Source organism: Citrobacter enshiensis (assembly GCF_029338175.1).
Taxonomy (GTDB): domain Bacteria; phylum Pseudomonadota; class Gammaproteobacteria; order Enterobacterales; family Enterobacteriaceae; genus Citrobacter_D; species Citrobacter_D enshiensis.
This window is the reverse complement of the sequence record NZ_CP119862.1, coordinates 568,475-586,611: the sequence shown is the minus strand read 5'-3', so window position 1 is coordinate 586,611 and position 18,137 is coordinate 568,475. Positions and strand designations below refer to the sequence as shown.

General features: G+C 52.4%; 20 protein-coding genes. 13 read left to right on the top strand and 7 right to left on the bottom strand.

The window, feature by feature from the left end; all coding sequences use genetic code 11:
- The first annotated feature begins 395 nt into the window (after positions 1–395).
- The 11 genes from P2W74_RS02865 to P2W74_RS02815 all read left to right on the top strand — a co-directional run bounded on the left by P2W74_RS02865 (position 396) and on the right by P2W74_RS02815 (position 7,723).
- Complete coding sequence (locus P2W74_RS02865) at positions 396–1,697, top strand: MFS transporter (protein WP_276293810.1); 1,302 nt, start codon at positions 396–398, stop codon at positions 1,695–1,697.
- 132 nt (positions 1,698–1,829) lie between these two features.
- Complete coding sequence (exuR, locus tag P2W74_RS02860; RefSeq protein ID WP_276293809.1) at positions 1,830–2,606, top strand: transcriptional regulator ExuR; 777 nt, start codon at positions 1,830–1,832, stop codon at positions 2,604–2,606.
- A 346-nt stretch (positions 2,607–2,952) separates the two neighbouring features.
- Entirely contained in the window at positions 2,953–3,615 is a 663-nt protein-coding gene (gene yqjA / locus P2W74_RS02855; RefSeq protein WP_192613558.1) for a DedA family general envelope maintenance protein YqjA, read from the top strand.
- A gap of 3 nt (positions 3,616–3,618) precedes the next feature.
- Positions 3,619–4,002, top strand: coding sequence for an EnvZ/OmpR regulon moderator MzrA (gene mzrA, locus P2W74_RS02850; protein ID WP_276293808.1), 384 nt, complete (start codon positions 3,619–3,621; stop codon positions 4,000–4,002).
- A gap of 147 nt (positions 4,003–4,149) precedes the next feature.
- A complete protein-coding gene (locus P2W74_RS02845) occupies positions 4,150–4,518 on the top strand; it encodes a DUF1090 domain-containing protein (protein WP_276295118.1) in 369 nt (122 codons plus the stop codon).
- Between the two features lie 41 nt (positions 4,519–4,559).
- Positions 4,560–4,865: an ElaB/YgaM/YqjD family protein gene (locus tag P2W74_RS02840; protein ID WP_162379426.1), complete on the top strand. Its 306-nt coding sequence runs from the start codon at positions 4,560–4,562 to the stop codon at positions 4,863–4,865.
- Between the two features lie 2 nt (positions 4,866–4,867).
- Positions 4,868–5,266 carry a phage holin family protein gene (locus tag P2W74_RS02835; protein WP_276295117.1) on the top strand — a complete coding sequence of 133 codons (399 nt, stop codon included), beginning with the start codon at positions 4,868–4,870 and terminating at the stop codon, positions 5,264–5,266.
- Positions 5,263–5,562: a YqjK-like family protein gene (locus P2W74_RS02830; RefSeq protein WP_276293807.1), complete on the top strand. Its 300-nt coding sequence runs from the start codon at positions 5,263–5,265 to the stop codon at positions 5,560–5,562. Before P2W74_RS02835 ends, P2W74_RS02830 begins: the two co-directional genes overlap by 4 nt.
- A gap of 220 nt (positions 5,563–5,782) precedes the next feature.
- Complete coding sequence (locus tag P2W74_RS02825; RefSeq protein WP_193568566.1) at positions 5,783–6,175, top strand: DoxX family protein; 393 nt, start codon at positions 5,783–5,785, stop codon at positions 6,173–6,175.
- Positions 6,176–6,246: 71 nt separating this feature from the next.
- Positions 6,247–7,233, top strand: coding sequence for a glutathione S-transferase family protein (locus P2W74_RS02820; protein ID WP_276293806.1), 987 nt, complete (start codon positions 6,247–6,249; stop codon positions 7,231–7,233).
- Between the two features lie 124 nt (positions 7,234–7,357).
- Complete coding sequence (locus tag P2W74_RS02815; protein ID WP_276293805.1) at positions 7,358–7,723, top strand: DUF805 domain-containing protein; 366 nt, start codon at positions 7,358–7,360, stop codon at positions 7,721–7,723.
- 39 nt (positions 7,724–7,762) lie between these two features.
- Here P2W74_RS02815 and yhaJ read toward each other — a convergent pair whose 3' ends face one another.
- Positions 7,763–8,659, bottom strand: a complete 897-nt coding sequence (gene yhaJ, locus P2W74_RS02810) for a DNA-binding transcriptional regulator YhaJ (protein WP_192613565.1) — start codon at positions 8,657–8,659, stop codon at positions 7,763–7,765.
- Positions 8,660–8,763: 104 nt separating this feature from the next.
- Between yhaJ and P2W74_RS02805 the strand changes: the two genes are divergently transcribed.
- A complete protein-coding gene (locus P2W74_RS02805; protein WP_276293804.1) occupies positions 8,764–9,465 on the top strand; it encodes a pirin family protein in 702 nt (233 codons plus the stop codon).
- Between the two features lie 25 nt (positions 9,466–9,490).
- Entirely contained in the window at positions 9,491–9,652 is a 162-nt protein-coding gene (locus P2W74_RS02800; protein ID WP_276293803.1) for a hypothetical protein, read from the top strand.
- A gap of 84 nt (positions 9,653–9,736) precedes the next feature.
- On the opposite strand, the gene P2W74_RS02795 is transcribed toward P2W74_RS02800, so the two are convergent.
- The 6 genes from P2W74_RS02795 to tdcD all read right to left on the bottom strand — a co-directional run bounded on the left by P2W74_RS02795 (position 9,737) and on the right by tdcD (position 18,114).
- A complete protein-coding gene (locus P2W74_RS02795; protein WP_276293802.1) occupies positions 9,737–11,047 on the bottom strand; it encodes an L-cysteine desulfidase family protein in 1,311 nt (436 codons plus the stop codon).
- Between the two features lie 27 nt (positions 11,048–11,074).
- Positions 11,075–12,406 (bottom strand): SLC5/6 family protein, encoded by a 1,332-nt coding sequence (locus P2W74_RS02790; protein ID WP_276293801.1) that lies wholly within the window; start codon positions 12,404–12,406, stop codon positions 11,075–11,077.
- Positions 12,407–12,715: 309 nt separating this feature from the next.
- Positions 12,716–14,080, bottom strand: coding sequence for an L-serine ammonia-lyase (gene tdcG / locus P2W74_RS02785; protein WP_276293800.1), 1,365 nt, complete (start codon positions 14,078–14,080; stop codon positions 12,716–12,718).
- Between the two features lie 94 nt (positions 14,081–14,174).
- Positions 14,175–14,564 (bottom strand): enamine/imine deaminase, encoded by a 390-nt coding sequence (locus P2W74_RS02780; protein ID WP_276293799.1) that lies wholly within the window; start codon positions 14,562–14,564, stop codon positions 14,175–14,177.
- 13 nt (positions 14,565–14,577) lie between these two features.
- Positions 14,578–16,872: a formate C-acetyltransferase gene (gene pflB, locus P2W74_RS02775; protein WP_276293798.1), complete on the bottom strand. Its 2,295-nt coding sequence runs from the start codon at positions 16,870–16,872 to the stop codon at positions 14,578–14,580.
- 33 nt (positions 16,873–16,905) lie between these two features.
- Positions 16,906–18,114, bottom strand: a complete 1,209-nt coding sequence (gene tdcD, locus P2W74_RS02770; RefSeq protein ID WP_276293797.1) for a propionate kinase — start codon at positions 18,112–18,114, stop codon at positions 16,906–16,908.
- Between the last annotated feature and the right edge of the window lie 23 nt (positions 18,115–18,137).

Sequence of the window (18,137 nt, the reverse complement as noted above, 5' to 3'; positions counted from 1 at the left end):
GAAGAATTTTTCGTGAGATAGATCAATAAACCTAAACAATTAAATTCCCCTTTACGGAGTAAACAGTGCTCCAGGCCGCACTAGCACTGGCTTCTTGGAATCAAAATAATACCCCTGCGAAGATTCATACTTTTGTGATGTCACTCACCTTTTGAAGTTGTATGACAAGTTATCTTTTTTTCGTCGCGATATATAAACCGACTGAATATAAAAATATCGAGGGTTCCCCCTCGAATTAAACGGTACGGAAACCGAATTAGCACGATGACTTAAATGGCAAGGTTCGGGGAGTATCTCATTTTACGGCTACCCCCCTTTCGTTAAAGAACATCCTCCGCCCCGAGCAGGAGGATAGCCGCATTTTTTGCGGAAATAACAAAACGATGAGGCTTTACATGCGTAAAATTAAAGGGTTACGTTGGTACATGATCGCACTGGTGACCTTAGGCACCGTGCTGGGTTACCTGACACGTAACACAGTAGCGGCCGCTGCGCCAACGCTGATGGAAGAGTTACACATCTCCACCCAACAGTACTCCTATATCATCGCAGCCTATTCTGCTGCTTACACCGTTATGCAACCTGTCGCGGGCTACGTCCTGGATATACTCGGTACGAAAGTGGGCTATGCGATGTTTGCCGTACTGTGGGCCATTTTCTGCGGTGCAACAGCACTGGCAGGAAGCTGGGGCGGTCTGGCCCTGGCGCGTGGCGCCGTCGGTGCCGCAGAAGCCGCTATGATCCCGGCAGGTCTGAAAGCCAGTTCTGAATGGTTCCCGGCAAAAGAACGTTCCATTGCCGTGGGATATTTCAACGTCGGTTCCTCGATTGGCGCGATGATAGCTCCGCCTCTGGTGGTCTGGGCGATCGTCATGCACAGCTGGCAAATGGCGTTCATCATCTCCGGCGCGCTGAGCTTTATTTGGGCGATGTCATGGCTGGTTTTCTACAAACATCCTCGCGATCAGAAAAAACTGTCTGACGAAGAGCGTGACTACATCATTAATGGTCAGGAAGCACAGCACCAGGTGGGGGCGGCGAAGAAAATGTCCGTTGGCCAGATCCTGCGTAACCGCCAGTTCTGGGGGATTGCACTGCCGCGTTTCCTGGCTGAACCGGCCTGGGGTACCTTCAACGCATGGATCCCGCTGTTCATGTTTAAAGTCTACGGCTTTAACCTGAAAGAGATCGCCATGTTCGCCTGGATGCCAATGCTGTTTGCCGACCTGGGTTGTATCGTTGGGGGTTACCTACCGCCGCTGTTCCAACGCTGGTTTGGCGTGAATCTGATCGTTTCCCGTAAAATGGTCGTCACCATGGGCGCATTCCTGATGATTGGCCCGGGCATGATCGGCCTGTTTACCAGCCCCTATGCCGCGATCGCTCTGCTTTGCGTCGGCGGCTTTGCTCACCAGGCGCTTTCCGGCGCACTGATTACGCTCTCTTCGGACGTCTTTGGTCGTAACGAAGTGGCGACGGCAAATGGCCTGACCGGGATGTCGGCCTGGATGGCGAGTACGCTGTTTGCGCTGGTGGTTGGCGCACTGGCCGACACCATTGGCTTTAGCCCACTGTTTGCAGTGCTGGCGGTGTTCGACCTGCTGGGCGCTCTGGTCATCTGGACCGTGCTGCAAAACAAACCGGTGAATAGTTCAGGTTCAGGCGAATCGCTCAACGAACCTGCCCCGCAAAATTGACCTGACACAGTCAGTCACGAATTACCGCCGAAGCCGCCTGTTCACTGGCGGCTTTTTCATCGGTACAAGTGGAGCCAGGCTCGCAAAAGTGGTATAACAAATGTTGTCTGTCGTATCATGCCTGGAGCGCATATGGAAATCACCGAATCACGACGTTTGTATCAACAATTAGCTGCTGACCTTAAAGAGCGTATCGAAAAAGGCGCATATCTCGTGGGCGATAAACTGCCTGCGGAGCGTTTTATTGCCGATGAAAAGAATGTCAGCCGCACTGTGGTTCGCGAAGCCATCATCATGCTGGAAGTTGAAGGCTATGTAGAAGTGCGTAAAGGTTCCGGTATTCACGTCATTTCGAACCAGCCAAAGCATCATGTTGCGCCAGGCGAAAACCTTGAGTTCGCCAGCTATGGTCCGTTTGAGCTGCTCCAGGCTCGACAACTCATCGAAAGTAACATTGCCGAATTTGCTGCCACCCAGGTGACTAAACAAGACATCATGAAGTTGATGCAAATTCAGGAGAATGCGCGTAACGAAAAATGTTTCCGCGACTCCGAATGGGATCTCCAGTTTCATGTACAGGTCGCGCTGGCCACACAAAATACCGCGCTGGCCGCCATCGTTGAGAAAATGTGGACTCAGCGCGTGCATAACCCCTACTGGAAGAAACTGCACGATCACATCGATCTCCGCACCGTGGATAACTGGTGCGACGACCATGATCAGATCCTGAAAGCGCTGATTCGCAAAGATCCCCACGCGGCCAAACTGGCGATGTGGCAGCATCTTGAGAATACAAAACAGATGCTTTTCAATGAAACCAGCGACGATTTTGAGTTCAACGCCGACCGTTATCTTTTTGCGGACAATCCCGTCGTTCATCTCGATACTGCGGCTAACGGCGCAAAATAAACACTCTGACTTCGGCAGGCGCGGTAATGCGCCTGTCTGCGGTATTCAGTAAGCGTAAGGTATAAAGTGTCAGCCTGTGTAAATCCTCTCGCCACCCTCCTTTGCGATAAGCAAAATCAGCGTGTATCAACGGCAATTTCTATAACGGACTACGTTGACCTTTGTTACACTTAGATGTTTTTTAAATTATGTGTGTTAGTGCTTGCTTACTTCATAACGTAACAAGGAATTATGCAAGCCGTGACTTTGCACCCTACAGCGACCCATACGAAAAAACGAAGAATGTCGCAATGTTGCAAACTCCAGAAAACCGGCATGACGATAACCGATTCTCCAGGAATACTGAATGGAACTTTTGACCCAATTGCTGCATGCCCTCTGGGCTCAGGACTTTGAAACACTGGCCAATCCTTCCATGATTGGCATGCTTTATTTAGTCTTGTTTATGATTTTGTTCCTGGAAAACGGGTTGCTTCCTGCTGCCTTTTTACCTGGCGACAGCCTGCTGGTTTTGGTCGGCGTACTCATTGCGAAAGGCGCCATGGGATTCCCGCAAACGATTCTGTTGCTCACCACCGCCGCCAGTTTAGGCTGCTGGGTCAGTTATATACAGGGTCGATGGTTAGGCAACACCCGAATCGTACAGAACTGGCTTTCTCATTTGCCCGCGCACTATCACCAACGCGCGCACCACCTTTTCCACAAGCATGGTTTATCGGCATTATTGATCGGCCGCTTTATCGCCTTTGTGCGCACATTGCTGCCCACCATCGCCGGTTTGTCTGGCCTCAATAATGCACGTTTTCAGTTCTTTAACTGGATGAGCGGCTTACTGTGGGTGGTTATTCTGACCACCCTGGGCTATATGCTCGGCAAAACACCCGTTTTCCTGAAGTACGAAGATCAGCTGATGTCGTGCTTGATGTTACTTCCCGTGGTCCTGCTGGTGTTTGGGCTGGGAGGTTCGCTGATTGTGCTGTGGAAAAAGAAATACGGAAATCGAGGGTAAGTGATGCTGAAACCACGCCTGACGCTTCGACAACTGGGCTGGACAACCTCATTTTTGGTGCTGCTGACCGTACTGATTCTGGTGTGGTCGGCGATTCGTCAACAAGAGTCGACGCTGGCTATCCGTGCAATTAATCAGGGTGCCAGCATGCCGGATGGCTTTTCAATCTGGCATCATCTGGACGCCAATGGCATTCGTTTCAAAAGCATCACCCCGCATAACGACACCTTACTGATCACATTCGACTCCCACGCGCAAAGCGCAGCAGCCCGGGCAGTGTTAGTCAAAACGTTGCCCCGTGGCTACATCATTGCCCAACAAGATGGCCAAAACCCAGCGGTGCAGTGGATTTCCCGTTTACGAGAAACCCCGCTTCGCTTCGGATAATTTCAAACAATCCGAATCATATCACTCACTTTGGTGATTTCGCTGTTTACTGGCTATGATTAAGTGAGCGGGTACATTACCCGCCGCTTTATTATTTGGATCATCGCGCCCGAAGAATGGGTACGAGTCACAATGGAAGGTTCAAGAATGAAATACCGCATTGCTTTAGCTATTACCCTTTTCACGCTCAGTGCAGGCAGCTACGCCAACACCCTCTGTCAGGAAAAAGAGCAGGATATTCAGCGGGAAATCAGCTATGCCGAGAAGCACAACAACCAGAACCGCATCAACGGTCTGAATAAAGCACTCAGTGAAGTCAGAGCAAACTGTAGCGACAGTCAGTTGCGTGCTGACCATAAGAAAAAAATCGCAGAACAGAAAAAAGAGATATCTGAGCGTCAACGTGACTTAGCAGAGGCGAAGCAAAAAGGCGATACGGATAAGATTGCAAAACGCGAACATAAGCTTGCCGAAGCTCAGGAAGACCTGAAAAAGCTTGAAGCTCGCGACTACTAATTTATTTGTAACAGTCACTACTCACTCACCTGGAGAAAACTATGTCGAATGATAACACTACGGAACATCTGCGCGCTGAGTTGAAATCCCTGGCCGATACGCTTGAAGAGGTGCTCAGCTCCTCTGGCGATAAGTCAAAAGAAGAGCTGAGTAAGATTCGTAGCAAAGCCGAGCGCGCGCTGAAAGAAAGCCGCCACCGTCTGGGGGAAACCGGGGACGCAATTGCGAAACAGACCCGCGAAGCCGCGGCCCGCGCCGATGATTATGTGCGTGAAAATCCGTGGACGGGCGTCGGCATCGGCGCTGCGGTAGGTGTCGTGCTGGGCGTACTGCTGACGCGTCGTTAATGATGGCGGATTCTCATCAAACACCAGGACCGGGTAAAAGCGTTCTGGGGATTGGCCAGCGAATTGTCACTATTCTCGTGGAGATGGTGGAGACCCGTTTGCGACTGGCGGTTGTTGAGCTGGAGGAAGAAAAAGCAAACCTCATCCAGCTTTTGCTGATGCTGGGTCTCACCATGCTTTTCGCCGCTTTCGGTCTGATGAGCCTGATGATTCTGATCATCTGGGCCGTTGATCCTCAGTATCGACTCAACGTCATGATCGCCACGACAGTGGTGTTGCTGGTGATGGCGTTGATCGGCGGAATCTGGACGTTACGCAAGGCGCGTCGCTCTACCCTGTTGCGCCACACACGACGCGAACTGGCGAACGACAGACAAATCCTTGAGGATGATGCCCGATGAGCAGCAAAGTCGAACGCCAAAAGCGTAAGGCCATACTGCTTAGTCAGATCCAGCAGCAAAGGCTGGATCTGTCTGTCTGCCGTCGGGACTGGCTTGAAACCACCCGTACGTACGATCGCGGCTGGAACACGCTGCTCAATCTACGCTCCTGGGCGCTGGTGGGTAGCAGCGTGATGGCCATCTGGACACTTCGTCACCCCAACAGACTGGTGCGTTGGACGAAACGAGGATTCGGTCTCTGGAGCGCCTGGCGTTTGCTTAAGTCGACGCTGCAACAGCAACATTCACGCGGTTAATCTTGCCACACATCAAGCCTGATAACGCTTCGCTTATCAGGCTACATGCTCTTTCGTCTGCGCATCACTCAAATTTTTTGAAAAATACTGACAGTTTTCCTTGCTAACAATTGTCATTAGCCACGTTTATGATTCCCTCCATCGACAGCAACGACGCGCTTTACCGCGTAATAGCATAAAAAACATAATCAGCAGCCTGAGTGGTTTCCTGGAGAGTAAAATGAAAAAATTAGAAGATGTTGGTGTACTGGTAGCGCGCATTCTGATGCCAATCCTGTTTATTACCGCAGGCTGGGGAAAAATCAGCGGATATGCGGGTACCCAACAGTATATGGAAGCGATGGGCGTCCCTGGCTTTATGTTGCCGCTGGTGATTCTGCTTGAGTTTGGCGGCGGTCTGGCGATCCTGTTTGGTTTCCTGACCCGTACGACTGCACTGTTCACTGCGGGCTTTACACTGTTAACGGCATTCCTGTTCCACAGCAACTTTGCTGAAGGCGTAAACTCGCTGATGTTCATGAAAAACCTGACCATCTCAGGCGGCTTCCTGCTGCTGGCTATCACGGGTCCGGGCGCATTCAGCATCGACCGTGTGCTGAATAAAAAGTGGTAAGCGCACTATAATTAAGAATCATAAAACGAGGAGTCAGTCTCCTCGTTTTTGCTATCCGCAGGAGAGAGAATATGGGACAACTGATTGATGGCGTCTGGCATGATGTCTGGTATGACACCAAATCTACCGGAGGGAAATTTCAACGTTCCGTATCGGCTTTCCGCCACTGGCTCACTGCGGATGGCGCACCAGGTCCGTCTGGCGAGGGGGGTTTTGCCGCTGAAAAAGACCGCTATCATCTGTACGTCTCTCTTGCCTGCCCCTGGGCGCACCGCACGCTGATTTTACGCAAGCTCAAAGGCCTGGAACCGTTCATCTCAGTGTCTGTCGTCAATCCACTGATGCTGGAAAACGGCTGGACGTTCGCCGATGATTTTCCCGCTGCGACGGGCGACACGCTCTATCAGCATGAATTTCTCTACCAACTCTACCTGCACGCCGACCCACATTACAGCGGTCGTGTCACCGTGCCGGTGCTGTGGGATAAAAAGAATCACACCATCGTCAGTAACGAATCGGCGGAAATCATCCGCATGTTCAACACCGCGTTTGACGCGCTGGGCGCGAAAGCGGGCGATTACTACCCTCCGGAACTGCGCTCTGAAATAGACGAACTGAACAGCTGGATTTATGACAATGTGAACAACGGTGTCTATAAAGCCGGTTTTGCCACCAGCCAACAGGCTTATGATGACGCCGTGACCCACGTCTTTGACTCGCTGGCGCGCCTGGAGCAGATTCTGGGGCAGCATCGCTATCTGACCGGAGATCGGTTAACAGAAGCAGACATCCGCCTGTGGACGACATTAGTGCGCTTCGACCCGGTATACGTGACGCACTTCAAGTGCGATAAGCACCGTATCAGCGACTACCTGAATCTGTACGGCTTTTTGCGCGATATTTATCAAATTCCGGGCATCGCGGAAACGGTCAATTTCGACCATATTCGCCACCACTATTTCCGCAGCCACAAAACCATCAACCCAACCGGCATTATTTCTGTCGGCCCGTGGCAGGATCTTAACGAGCCTCACGGACGCGATCTCCGTTTTCGCTAGTTTACAGGGCACCCTTCAGGGTGCTTTGTTTATTCACACCTCAAATATTTACCACTTTCCCATTCGCAGCTATTCTTGGTTTGATTACTTTAAAAACAAGTGATTGACCACGATTGAGGAAAAAATGGACTGGTATTTAAAAGTATTAAAGAGCTACATCGGTTTTGGCGGTCGTGCGCGCCGCAAAGAGTACTGGATGTTTGTTCTGGTCAACGGCATCTTTACAGTGGTACTGGCGGTACTGGACAAGATGTTTGGCTGGGAGGGCACTGCGGGAGAAGGCATGCTGACCAGCATTTATGGGGTTCTGATTTTTTTACCCGGCTTAGCGGTGCTGTTTCGCCGTCTGCATGACACAGACCGCACAGCATGGTGGCTATTGATATTACTCATCCCCATCATCGGCTGGCTGGTCATTTTTATCTTTACCTGCCAGAGCGGCGTGTCGGGCGAAAACCGTTTCGGAGCGGATCCGAAGCTTAACGCCTGATGTCATCTCCGCACCTCTGACGAGAGGTGCGTTTCACCTTTATTTCCCGGCAAACAGTTTGGGGATCTCCCGCAGACACCAGGACTTCGCTTCTCCCATACTGTCACGTCGCCACGCCATGATGATATCGATCTCACTGGTCGATTCCGGGCTGACAACGCGTAGCCGTCCTTCGGCAATATCCTGCTCCACCAGCGGATACGGCATCGTTGCGACGCCAAGTCCAGCCAATAACGCCTGACGCTTATCCTCAATGGTGCTCACCGTCAGACGAGGCTGTTTATCCAGAAGCTGAACGGTTAACACCGGACGTTCACGGGCAGTATCTGCCACCGCAATCCCACGATATTTGACGCGAGTGACTTCCGATAAGGGTTCAGGCTCCTGATGGATCGGGTGGTCAGGCGCCGCCACATACACATTCATCAGTGTATACAACTTACGGGAATTAATTTCTGACGATGAACGAAAATGCATATCCGGCGCGATGACAATATCGGCACGCCCCTGCTCCAGACGTTCCCATGCACCTGCCAGCACTTCGGTGATCACCGAAAGCTGGGTATTCGCTTTACCGGCCAGCCTGTCGATAAGCGGGAAGAAAGCCGACGTCGGCACCAGGGCTTCAGTCACCAACGTCAAATGCGTTTCCCAGCCACGCGCCAGCGCTTCCGCATCCGTCGTGAGCTTGTCAGCCGCTTCCAGCAGTACCCGCCCGCGCTCCAGCAACATACGCCCGACATTGGTGAACTTTGTCCGGTGGCCCGAGCGGTCAAACAGCACCACATCCAGCTCTTCTTCCAGTTTTTGCATGGTGTAGCTGAGCGCAGACGGCACGCGCCCCAGCTCATCCGCCGCGGCGGCAAAGCTGCCACGCCTGTCAATCGCATCCATTACACGTAACGCTTCAAGCGTTAACGCCCTTTCTTTGGCCATAGCGTTCTCATTCAGGAAATTTGAACATACCGGGCAGAATATCTGGCTAACAATGCAGCGTCCAGCCCCTTAACATAAAAGGAAGTAAAGAGAGGTCAAGAATTATGATTACTACCCGAACAGCCAAACAATGCGGCCAGGCAGATTATGGATGGTTGCAGGCCCGTTACACCTTTTCTTTTGGACACTACTTTGACCCCAAACTGTTGGGATACGCCTCGCTGCGCGTCCTGAACCAGGAAGTCCTTGCACCGGGCGCCTCTTTCCAGCCGCGCGCCTATCCGAAGGTGGATATTTTAAACCTGATTCTGGAAGGCGAAGCCGAGTATCGCGACAGCGAAGGCAACCATGTCCAGGCCAAAGCGGGAGAAGCATTACTGCTCGCCACGCAGCCAGGGATCAGCTACAGCGAACACAATCTCAGTAAAGAGAAGCCGCTGACCAGAATGCAGCTGTGGCTGGACGCCTGCCCTGAAAGGGAAAATGCGCTGGTACAAAAAACCGCGCTAACAATGGGTAAACAGCAACTGATCGCGTCCCCGGACGGCGCGCAGGAAAGCCTGCAACTGCGCCAACAGGTGTGGGTGCATCACATCATGCTCAATCAGGGTGAATCCGTGAGTTTTCAACTGCATGGCCCACGCGCCTACCTGCAATCGATTCACGGTACGTTCCATGCGGTGACCCATAACGAAGAAAAAGAAGCGCTAACCTGCGGTGACGGCGCATTTATTCGTGATGAAGCTAACATAACGTTAGTGGCCGATACGCCATTGCGCGCATTGCTGATAGATTTGCCTATATAGTCTGGAAAAACAAGGGAGTATGACTATGAGCAAAAAGTCGGCTAAACAGCGTCAACCCGTATCAAAAAATAGCGTGCAGGAAACCGTGAGCGTACCTGCCCCGTTCGGTTATGAAGAGATGTTGACCGAGCTGGAAGCGATCGTCGCTGATGCCGAAATCCGGCAGGCGGAAGAAGACGCCGCCTGACAGCCCGATCAGCAAAACGCCATCGGGAAGTCAGACGGTAAATTGCCGGATAGTGACGCCAACGCGTCTTATCCGGCCTGCCGATTAATGTGCCTTGCTGGCCATGATCTCAATGATCTGCTTGTCCGTTTGCTGCATGGAGCGAGACGCCAGCGCGCACAGGTTCGAGATAGACTGTTCGACGTTATGCGCCACAATCCCCTCATTACCGGTCACCGCCGTATCATCTAGTGCCATTAACACCGCTTTCCATGCCGACGATGCGCTGGTGGACACTTTCATTGCGCAGCTGTTCGACGCCCCATCGCAAATCATCCCACTGACGTCGCCGATCATACTGCCGATCGCCATCGCAATAGTGTTGTAACGCCCGTCAATCAGCCACGCCATTCCTGCTGCCGCCCCCATCGCCGCCGTGGTCGCCGCACACAGAGCGGACAAACGCGGCAACTGGTAGTGGATGTAAATCGCACTCAGATGTGACAGCATCAACGCACGCGCGAGACGCTCTTCATCGGCACCGAAATGCTCCGCAACCACCATGACCGGCACCGTCGCAGTAATCCCCTGATTACCTGAGCCAGAGTTGCTCATCGCAGGTAACGTTGCGCCTCCCATTCGCGCATCCGACGCCGCACTGGTGCGGATCAGAATGGCAGTGGACAGATCGTTTGCCAGCAGACCCCGTGCACACTGTTTCTCCATCGTCGCCCCGATATGCAACCCCCAGCCGCCACGCAGACCTTCCTGGGACAGCGCGCCGTTGAGCTTCGCGGCGTCGAGAATAAAACGGATCGATTCGAACGGAACCGCGTTCACAAAGGCTAAAATCTCCTCCAGCGACGTCTCAGCAAGTACGTCCAGCGGCGACGCCTGCTCTTCATGCTGACGGCATTCATCCTGTGCAAACACCACACCCTTGTTTGTTTCAACACGCACAATGTTGGTATGGCCGCCGACAATCGTCACGCATGCCCATCCTGACGCGCTATAAACTTTAGCGCGTGAGAACAGGATATCTTCGCAAGGCTCCTGCAACATCACCGAAACCTTTCCAGCCGCCAGCAGATTTTTCGCCTCTGCAATCGTCTCAGCAGACGCGTCTTTCAGCACTTCAAGACCGGCATGAGCATCTCCCCCCAGCGCACCCAGCGCAGCCGCGACGGGCAACCCAACCATCCCCGTGCCCGGTACGGTAACTCCCATGCCGTTTTTCATCAGGTTTGGCGAGACCCACGCATCAATGCGTTCGACCGGGCCTTCAAGCTCAGAGACCGCAACGGCCGCCGCCAGGGCCAGTGAAATCGGTTCAGTACATCCCAGCGCCGGTTTGACTTCTTCCTGCACCGCCAGGATAAAACGCTGCCATAATGGATTTGCTGTAGTCTCAAACATAACAATGACCTTAAAATTTCATCAATATCAAGAAAATGCCAGGAACGGAGAAACGCACAGCAACAGGCCGGTGATGATAATCAGATATAACGACGCGCCTTTGTATTTGTGCAATGCAGGAACTTTGTAGACCAGCCACGCCGGGATCAAACATCCCACCATGCCGAAGATTGGGCTACAAATAGAGGTAAAGCTGAGGACTGGCGCATTCAGTACAATCGCGCTCCAGGCCAGTAAGATGGCGAACAGCATAATGCCGCGCTGGACGAGTGTTTCGTTGATCTTCTCGGCAGGCATTTTGCGACGCAGCAGGTTCATCACAATCCCTTGCGTGGCTTCACGAAAGCCCAGGTAAACCCCGAAGAACGCCGTCATCACCGCAAAGATGTTCAAAATAACGCTGACCACTTTGACCCAGCCGGCCCCTGCGCCACTGATAAACTGCGCGGCAATCGCGAGGGCGGAAATATTCTGCTCATACGCTTTCACCGCTTCATCGTGACCCATCGCCAGTGTGAAAGAAACTGCATAGAAAAAGACTGTGACAAACAGGATCCCGAACGCAATATTCATGGCGCGCAGCGCTTTATGACGCGCCACTTCGATGGATTTTGAACGTGAACGGTAAGAGATCACCATCGGGCTTAAGGTTTGGATAAACAGGATTGAGGTCAGCGTAAAGGGTAGCGTGATGATGGCGTTTTTTATCAGCAGCGCCATCGGCGGCAGCGCGCCAATGTTATACAGACGCCACATCCCGACCATAGAAAAGCCTAACGCCGCCACCACTAACAGCTTGGTCAGCACCATGCCGGTAGAGATTTTAAACAAGAGCTTTTCACCGCGCGACGAGATGGCCACCAGAGCACAAATCAGCACCAGGCCATAGAACGGGCTGTCAGAGAGTAAACCTTCGGTGACGCCGAACGTGTGCAGGTATGACGCGCTGTCATTGGTAATGGCGGTGGAGTACACAAACATCCAGATAACCAACATCACAAAGTACAGCGCGCCTAACAAGATCCCCCAGTTTTTACCCAGATAGCCGCTGATGACGCTGGGGTAGTCTTTACATTCAGGGGATTCCGCCAGGGTGTTAATAAACAAACGCTGAAACAGATACATCGCCGGGTAGCCAATAATGGAGGAGAGCAAAAAGACCCACAGCCCCATTAATCCCACCTGGACAGGGAGAAAAACGATCCCCGCGCCAATCGCCATGCCGATACTCATAATGACCCAGCCAGTGTCCATGCTGTCGAATTTAATCGCTTCACGCCATTCACTTTCGCTCATTCCAGCCCGGCGCGCCGGGGCCGATGCGTCGAGTATGACGCTGTTATTCGTTGCCGTTTCCATAAGGTTCTCGCTTAATGTTCAGGTAGAGGTATTTATTATTTTTTTCGTGCCGCATCAAGGCGATACGCGGTACGTTTTCTGCAGGCGAGCTTTTATAATGAAGAAATCATACGCGCAGGGTCAGAGAAAAACTTCACAATAAAGCCCTTACAATTTCTAAAAGTTAAGAAATATTTTCTATTTTAAAAACAATAACTGCGTACATTTTCTCTATTTGAACGAGATCACAACATAAAATTTGAAGGGGATCACAACATAAAAAAAGGCGCACCAGGATGCGCCTAAAGGGGGAAGAGAAGAAGGGGTCTGTCAGGTACAAACGACTTTAATTGCCAGACCACCACGTGAGGTTTCACGGTATTTGTCGTTCATATCTTTACCGGTCTCATACATCGTCTCGATGACTTTATCGAGAGAAACCCGTGGTTCAGATGTCCGGCGCAACGCCATGCGCGCCGCGTTCACCGCTTTTACAGCATTGATCGCGTTACGTTCAATACACGGAATTTGTACCTGCCCCGCCACCGGATCGCAGGTTAATCCCAGGTTGTGCTCCATCGCGATTTCCGCCGCAATACAGACCTGCGCCGGGCTACCGCCCAGCAATTCCGTAAGCCCTGCCGCCGCCATCGAACAGGCGACGCCAATCTCGCCCTGGCAGCCGACTTCGGCCCCGGAGATGGAAGCATTCATCTTGTACAATGCGCCGATGGCCCCAGCGGCCAGTAAATAGCGAGCGATTGAGTTTGCATTCACCGGACGACGGAACTTGTCATAATAGGCCAGTACGGCAGGGATAATGCCACACGCCCCGTTCGTTGGCGCGGTCACAACCCGTCCTCCCGCCGCATTCTCTTCACTCACGGCTAAGGCGAACATGTTGATCCAGTCGATAACATTCATCGGATCGCTCGACAGGCTGTCGCTGGAAACCAGTAACCGACGCAGCGCGACCGCGCGACGCGGCACATTAAGCGGCCCTGGCAACACGCCTTCGGTGTTCATGCCATGTTCTATCCCGGCATGCATCACCTCCCAGATACGCGCAAATCCCGCATCCACTTCGTCTTTACTGCGCATCGCCAGCTCATTTTGCATCATCAAGCCAGAGACGGAGAGGCCATTTCTTTCACACAGTTTCAGGAGTTCGCTGGCGGAGTTAAAGCCATAAGGTACCGACGTTTCAACGTCATGCGCCTGACCAAAACGCTCCTCTTCGACGATAAAGCCGCCGCCAACGGAGTAATAGGTTTTGCTTAACAGTTTTTCCTGCCCGTTCCACGCAGTGATGCGCATCCCATTTTCATGGCGCGGGAGCGTTTCTTCATGAAAGAGAATACTGTCTGCGATGGGAAAATCGACCACGTGAGCGCCGTCCGCCACGGGCAGGCGTCCGGTACGGGTCGCTTCCTGAATAAACGCAGGAATACCATCAATATCAACATCCTGTGGACTATTTCCCGCCAGTCCCATCATGATGGCGACATCGGTCGCATGCCCTTTTCCGGTTAGTGATAACGATCCATACAGATCGACCACCATACGCGTCGTCTGCAGTAGCGTTCCAGAATGGGTCAGTTGATCAATAAAACATTTTCCAGCATTCATTGGCCCTACGGTATGCGAGCTGGAAGGTCCAATGCCAATCTTAAAAATTTCGAATGCGCTAATCATATCCACACCCTCGGATTGCCGTTCAGTGAAGACCAGGTTTCACACTCATTATTGGGATCGGGGCGATCCTGACGATCGCCCCGCAGGGGATGACTTACGCGCTGCGCACCGCGATGGCTTCAATCTCCAGTTTCACGTCCTTCGGCAGACGGGCAACCTGAACGCAGCTGCGCGCGGGATAGATAGCCTGATGTTCGTCAAAGAACTGCTGGTAAACCTGATTGATAGTGGAAAAGTCATTCATATCGGTAATGAAGACGGTTGTTTTCACGATGCTGCCCACCTCTAACCCGGCTGCAACCACGATTGCCTTCACGTTCTCAAGGCTCTGACGTGCCTGATCGGCCACGTTTTCTGCGACCGCGCCCGTTTGTGGGCAAACCGGGATCTGACCCGACGTCAGCACCATACTGCCTAAATCGACGCCCTGTACGTAGGGGCCGATGGCCCCCGGAGCACGTTGGGTCTCAATACTCTTTCTCATATCGCCTCCGGCGTTAAATCGCCTGGGTGAAAGTACGCGAAATGACATCCTGTTGCTGCTCGCGGGTCAGCGCATTGAAGCGCACAGCGTAACCGGAGACACGGATTGTCAGGTTTGGATAGTTTTCCGGGTGCTCAATGGCATCCAGCAGCATTTCACGGTTCATCACGTTCACGTTCAGGTGCTGTCCACCTTCAACGTGCGCTTCATGATGGAAGTAACCGTCCAACAGGCCAACCAGGTTGGTTTTGCGTACGCCGTCATCTTTACCCAGCGCCGCCGGCACAATGGAGAAGGTGTACGAAATACCGTCTTTGGCGTAGGTGAACGGTAGTTTTGCTACCGATGTCAGCGACGCTACTGCCCCTTTACGGTCACGGCCATGCATCGGGTTAGCCCCTGGTGCGAACGGCGTACCGGCGCGACGACCATCCGGGGTGTTCCCGGTTTTCTGGCCATACACCACGTTGGAGGTGATGGTCAGGATGGACTGCGTCGGCACTGCGTTACGGTAGGTTGGCAACACTTTAATTTTCTTCATAAAGCGTTCAACCAGATCGCAGGCAATGCTGTCCACACGTTCGTCGTTATTCCCGTACTGCGGGTAGTCGCCTTCAATTTCAAAGTCGACAGCCAGTCCGTTTTCATCACGAATCGGTTTCACTCGTGCATATTTGATTGCAGAGAGGGAATCCGCTGCGACGGACAAGCCTGCCATTCCGCACGCCATCGTCCGATAAACATCGCGATCGTGCAGCGCCATCAGTGAAGCTTCGTAGCTGTACTTGTCATGCATGTAGTGGATGATGTTCAGGGCGCTGATGTACTGCACCGCCAGCCAGTCCATAAAGTGGTCCAGGCTTTCCATCACCGTGTCGTAATCCAGCACGTCATCCATCAATGGCGCCGTTTTCGGCCCAACCTGGATTTTCAGCTTCTCATCGACACCGCCGTTGATTGCGTACAGCAGCGTTTTCGCGAGGTTGGCTCGGGCGCCAAAGAACTGCATTTGCTTGCCGATCACCATCGGGCTCACGCAGCAGGCAATGGCATAATCGTCGCTGTCGAAATCAGCACGCATCAGATCGTCGTTTTCATACTGCAATGATGAGGTGACGATAGAGACTTGTGCAGCATACTTTTTAAACGCAATCGGCAGCGCTTCTGACCACAACACGGTCAGGTTTGGTTCTGGCGCTGGCCCCATGGTGTGCAGCGTATGCAGGTAACGGTAGGAGTTTTTGGTCACCAGCGTGCGACCGTCCAGCCCCATCCCGCCGATCACTTCGGTCGCCCAGATAGGGTCGCCGGAGAACAGGGTGTCGAATTCCGGCGTACGCAGGAAGCGCACCATACGGATCTTCATGATGAAGTGGTCGATCAGTTCCTGTGCCTGCTGCTCCGTCAGGACGCCGGCTTTAAAGTCGCGTTCGATGTAGATATCAAGGAACGACGCGGTACGGCCCAGTGACATTGCACCGCCGTTCTGCGATTTCACCGCAGCCAGATAGGCGAAGTAAACCCACTGTACGGCTTCCTGCGCATTACGCGCCGGACGGGAGATGTCGCAACCGTATTTGGCGGCCATTTCCTGCATTTGCAGCAGTGCACGACGGTGTTCAGACAGCTCTTCACGCAGGCGAATCGTCGCCTCAAGATTCTGCCCCCACTCCAGATTCGACTGGAGATCGGCAAATTGCTGTTCACGCTCACGCACCAGATAGCGGATACCGTACAGCGCAACGCGACGGTAATCGCCAATAATACGACCACGACCATAGCCGTCTGGCAGACCGGTTAATACGCCGGACTTACGGCAGCGCAGCATATCCGGAGAGTAGGCGTCGAACACGCCCTGGTTATGGGTTTTACGCAGTTCAGTATATTGGTACTCAAAATCGGCATCCATCTCACGACCATAAGCATCAAACGAGCTTTTGATCATATTGATGCCGCCAAATGGGTGCAGGGCACGCTTCAGCGGTTTATCCGTTTGCAGACCGACGATCTTTTCCAGCTCTTGTTCAATATATCCCGCATCATGCGCGGTGATCGTTGTCGCTATATTGGTATCGAAATCAACCGGGGCATGGGTTGAGTTTTCAATACGAATTCCCGCCATGACTTTTTCCCACAGTGCTGTGGTTGCCGGGGTCGCTTCTGCAAGGAAAGATTCATCCCCTTCATATGGCGTATAGTTGTGCTGAATAAAATCACGGACATTAATTTCTTCTTTCCAGTCCGTACCTTTAAAGCCAAGCCAGGCGTCGGCATACAGCATATCGCTGGTATCGATATTTACCTTCATGAAAAATAATCTCTCTACAGAACAACAAATAAGTTATGCAAATTCCACGGGGGCGTTAACTTTGCCTAAATGAATCGCATCGAGTGCAATCATTTTTTCTTCATTCGTGGGAATGACAGCGCAAATAACACGGGCCTCTTTGCCTGAGATAATTCTTTCGCCATGGGAATTAGGCAGACTGTTCATATCGCTGTCTACACTCACGCCCAGTACGGCCAGATGTTCAATCACCAGGCGGCGAATTAAGACAGAGTTCTCACCGATGCCGCCGGTGAAAATAATGCCGTCCAGACGATGTAACGACGCAGCATGGCCAGCAATATGTCGCGCAATGCGATGCACAAACGTTTTGATCGCCAGCTGTGCGCGTTCATGGCCTTCATTCCAGGCTTTTTCCAACACGCGTAAATCAGAAGACAGACCCGAAATACCCAGTAAGCCGGACTCTTTGTTGACCACACGCTCAAGGTCGCTCAGCGTCTGGTTGGTTTCGCTGGCTATCCACGCCATTGCGCCAAAGTCCACGTCGCCGCTGCGAGTGCCCATCATCAGCCCTTCCAGAGGCGTCATCCCCATCGAGGTATCGACGCTCTGTCCATTACGGACCGCGCAGATTGACGCGCCATTGCCGAGATGGGCAACCACCAGACCGGAATCCTGCTCCTGAAGTTCGAGGAGATCGTGCGCACGTTGCGAAACGTAGCGATGCGATGTGCCATGAAATCCATAACGGCGCACACCCAGCTCTTCAAAATACTTCCACGGTAAACCGTACAGGTAAGCTTCAGGCGCCAGCGTTTGATGGAAGCTGGTATCAAAAACGGCCACCTGCTGAACACCAGGGAACAGCTGCTTTGCCGATTCAATTCCGCTTAAATTCGCGTAATTGTGTAATGGTGCTAAAGGAGAAACCCGGCGAATATTTTCAATAACCTCATCAGTGATAATGGCTGACTCAGTAAAGATATTTCCGCCGTGGGCGATACGGTGGCCAATTAAGGCCACGCTATCGATTAAATTACGTTTTTCCAGTTCAACGGCTATCGCCTGGAATGCACCTTCGTAGCTGTGGTGAGCCAGCTGCGCTGGCTCTCCCCCATTCACGACCAAAAAAGCATTTTCAGAATTAATCCCGTCCGCAATACCCGCCATCAAAACATCACAATGGGTTGCATCCAGCACTGAAAACTTAATTGAAGATGATCCACAGTTAATAACCAAAACTACCGGGAATTCATTCATTTCACTACTCATCCTGCGTTTAA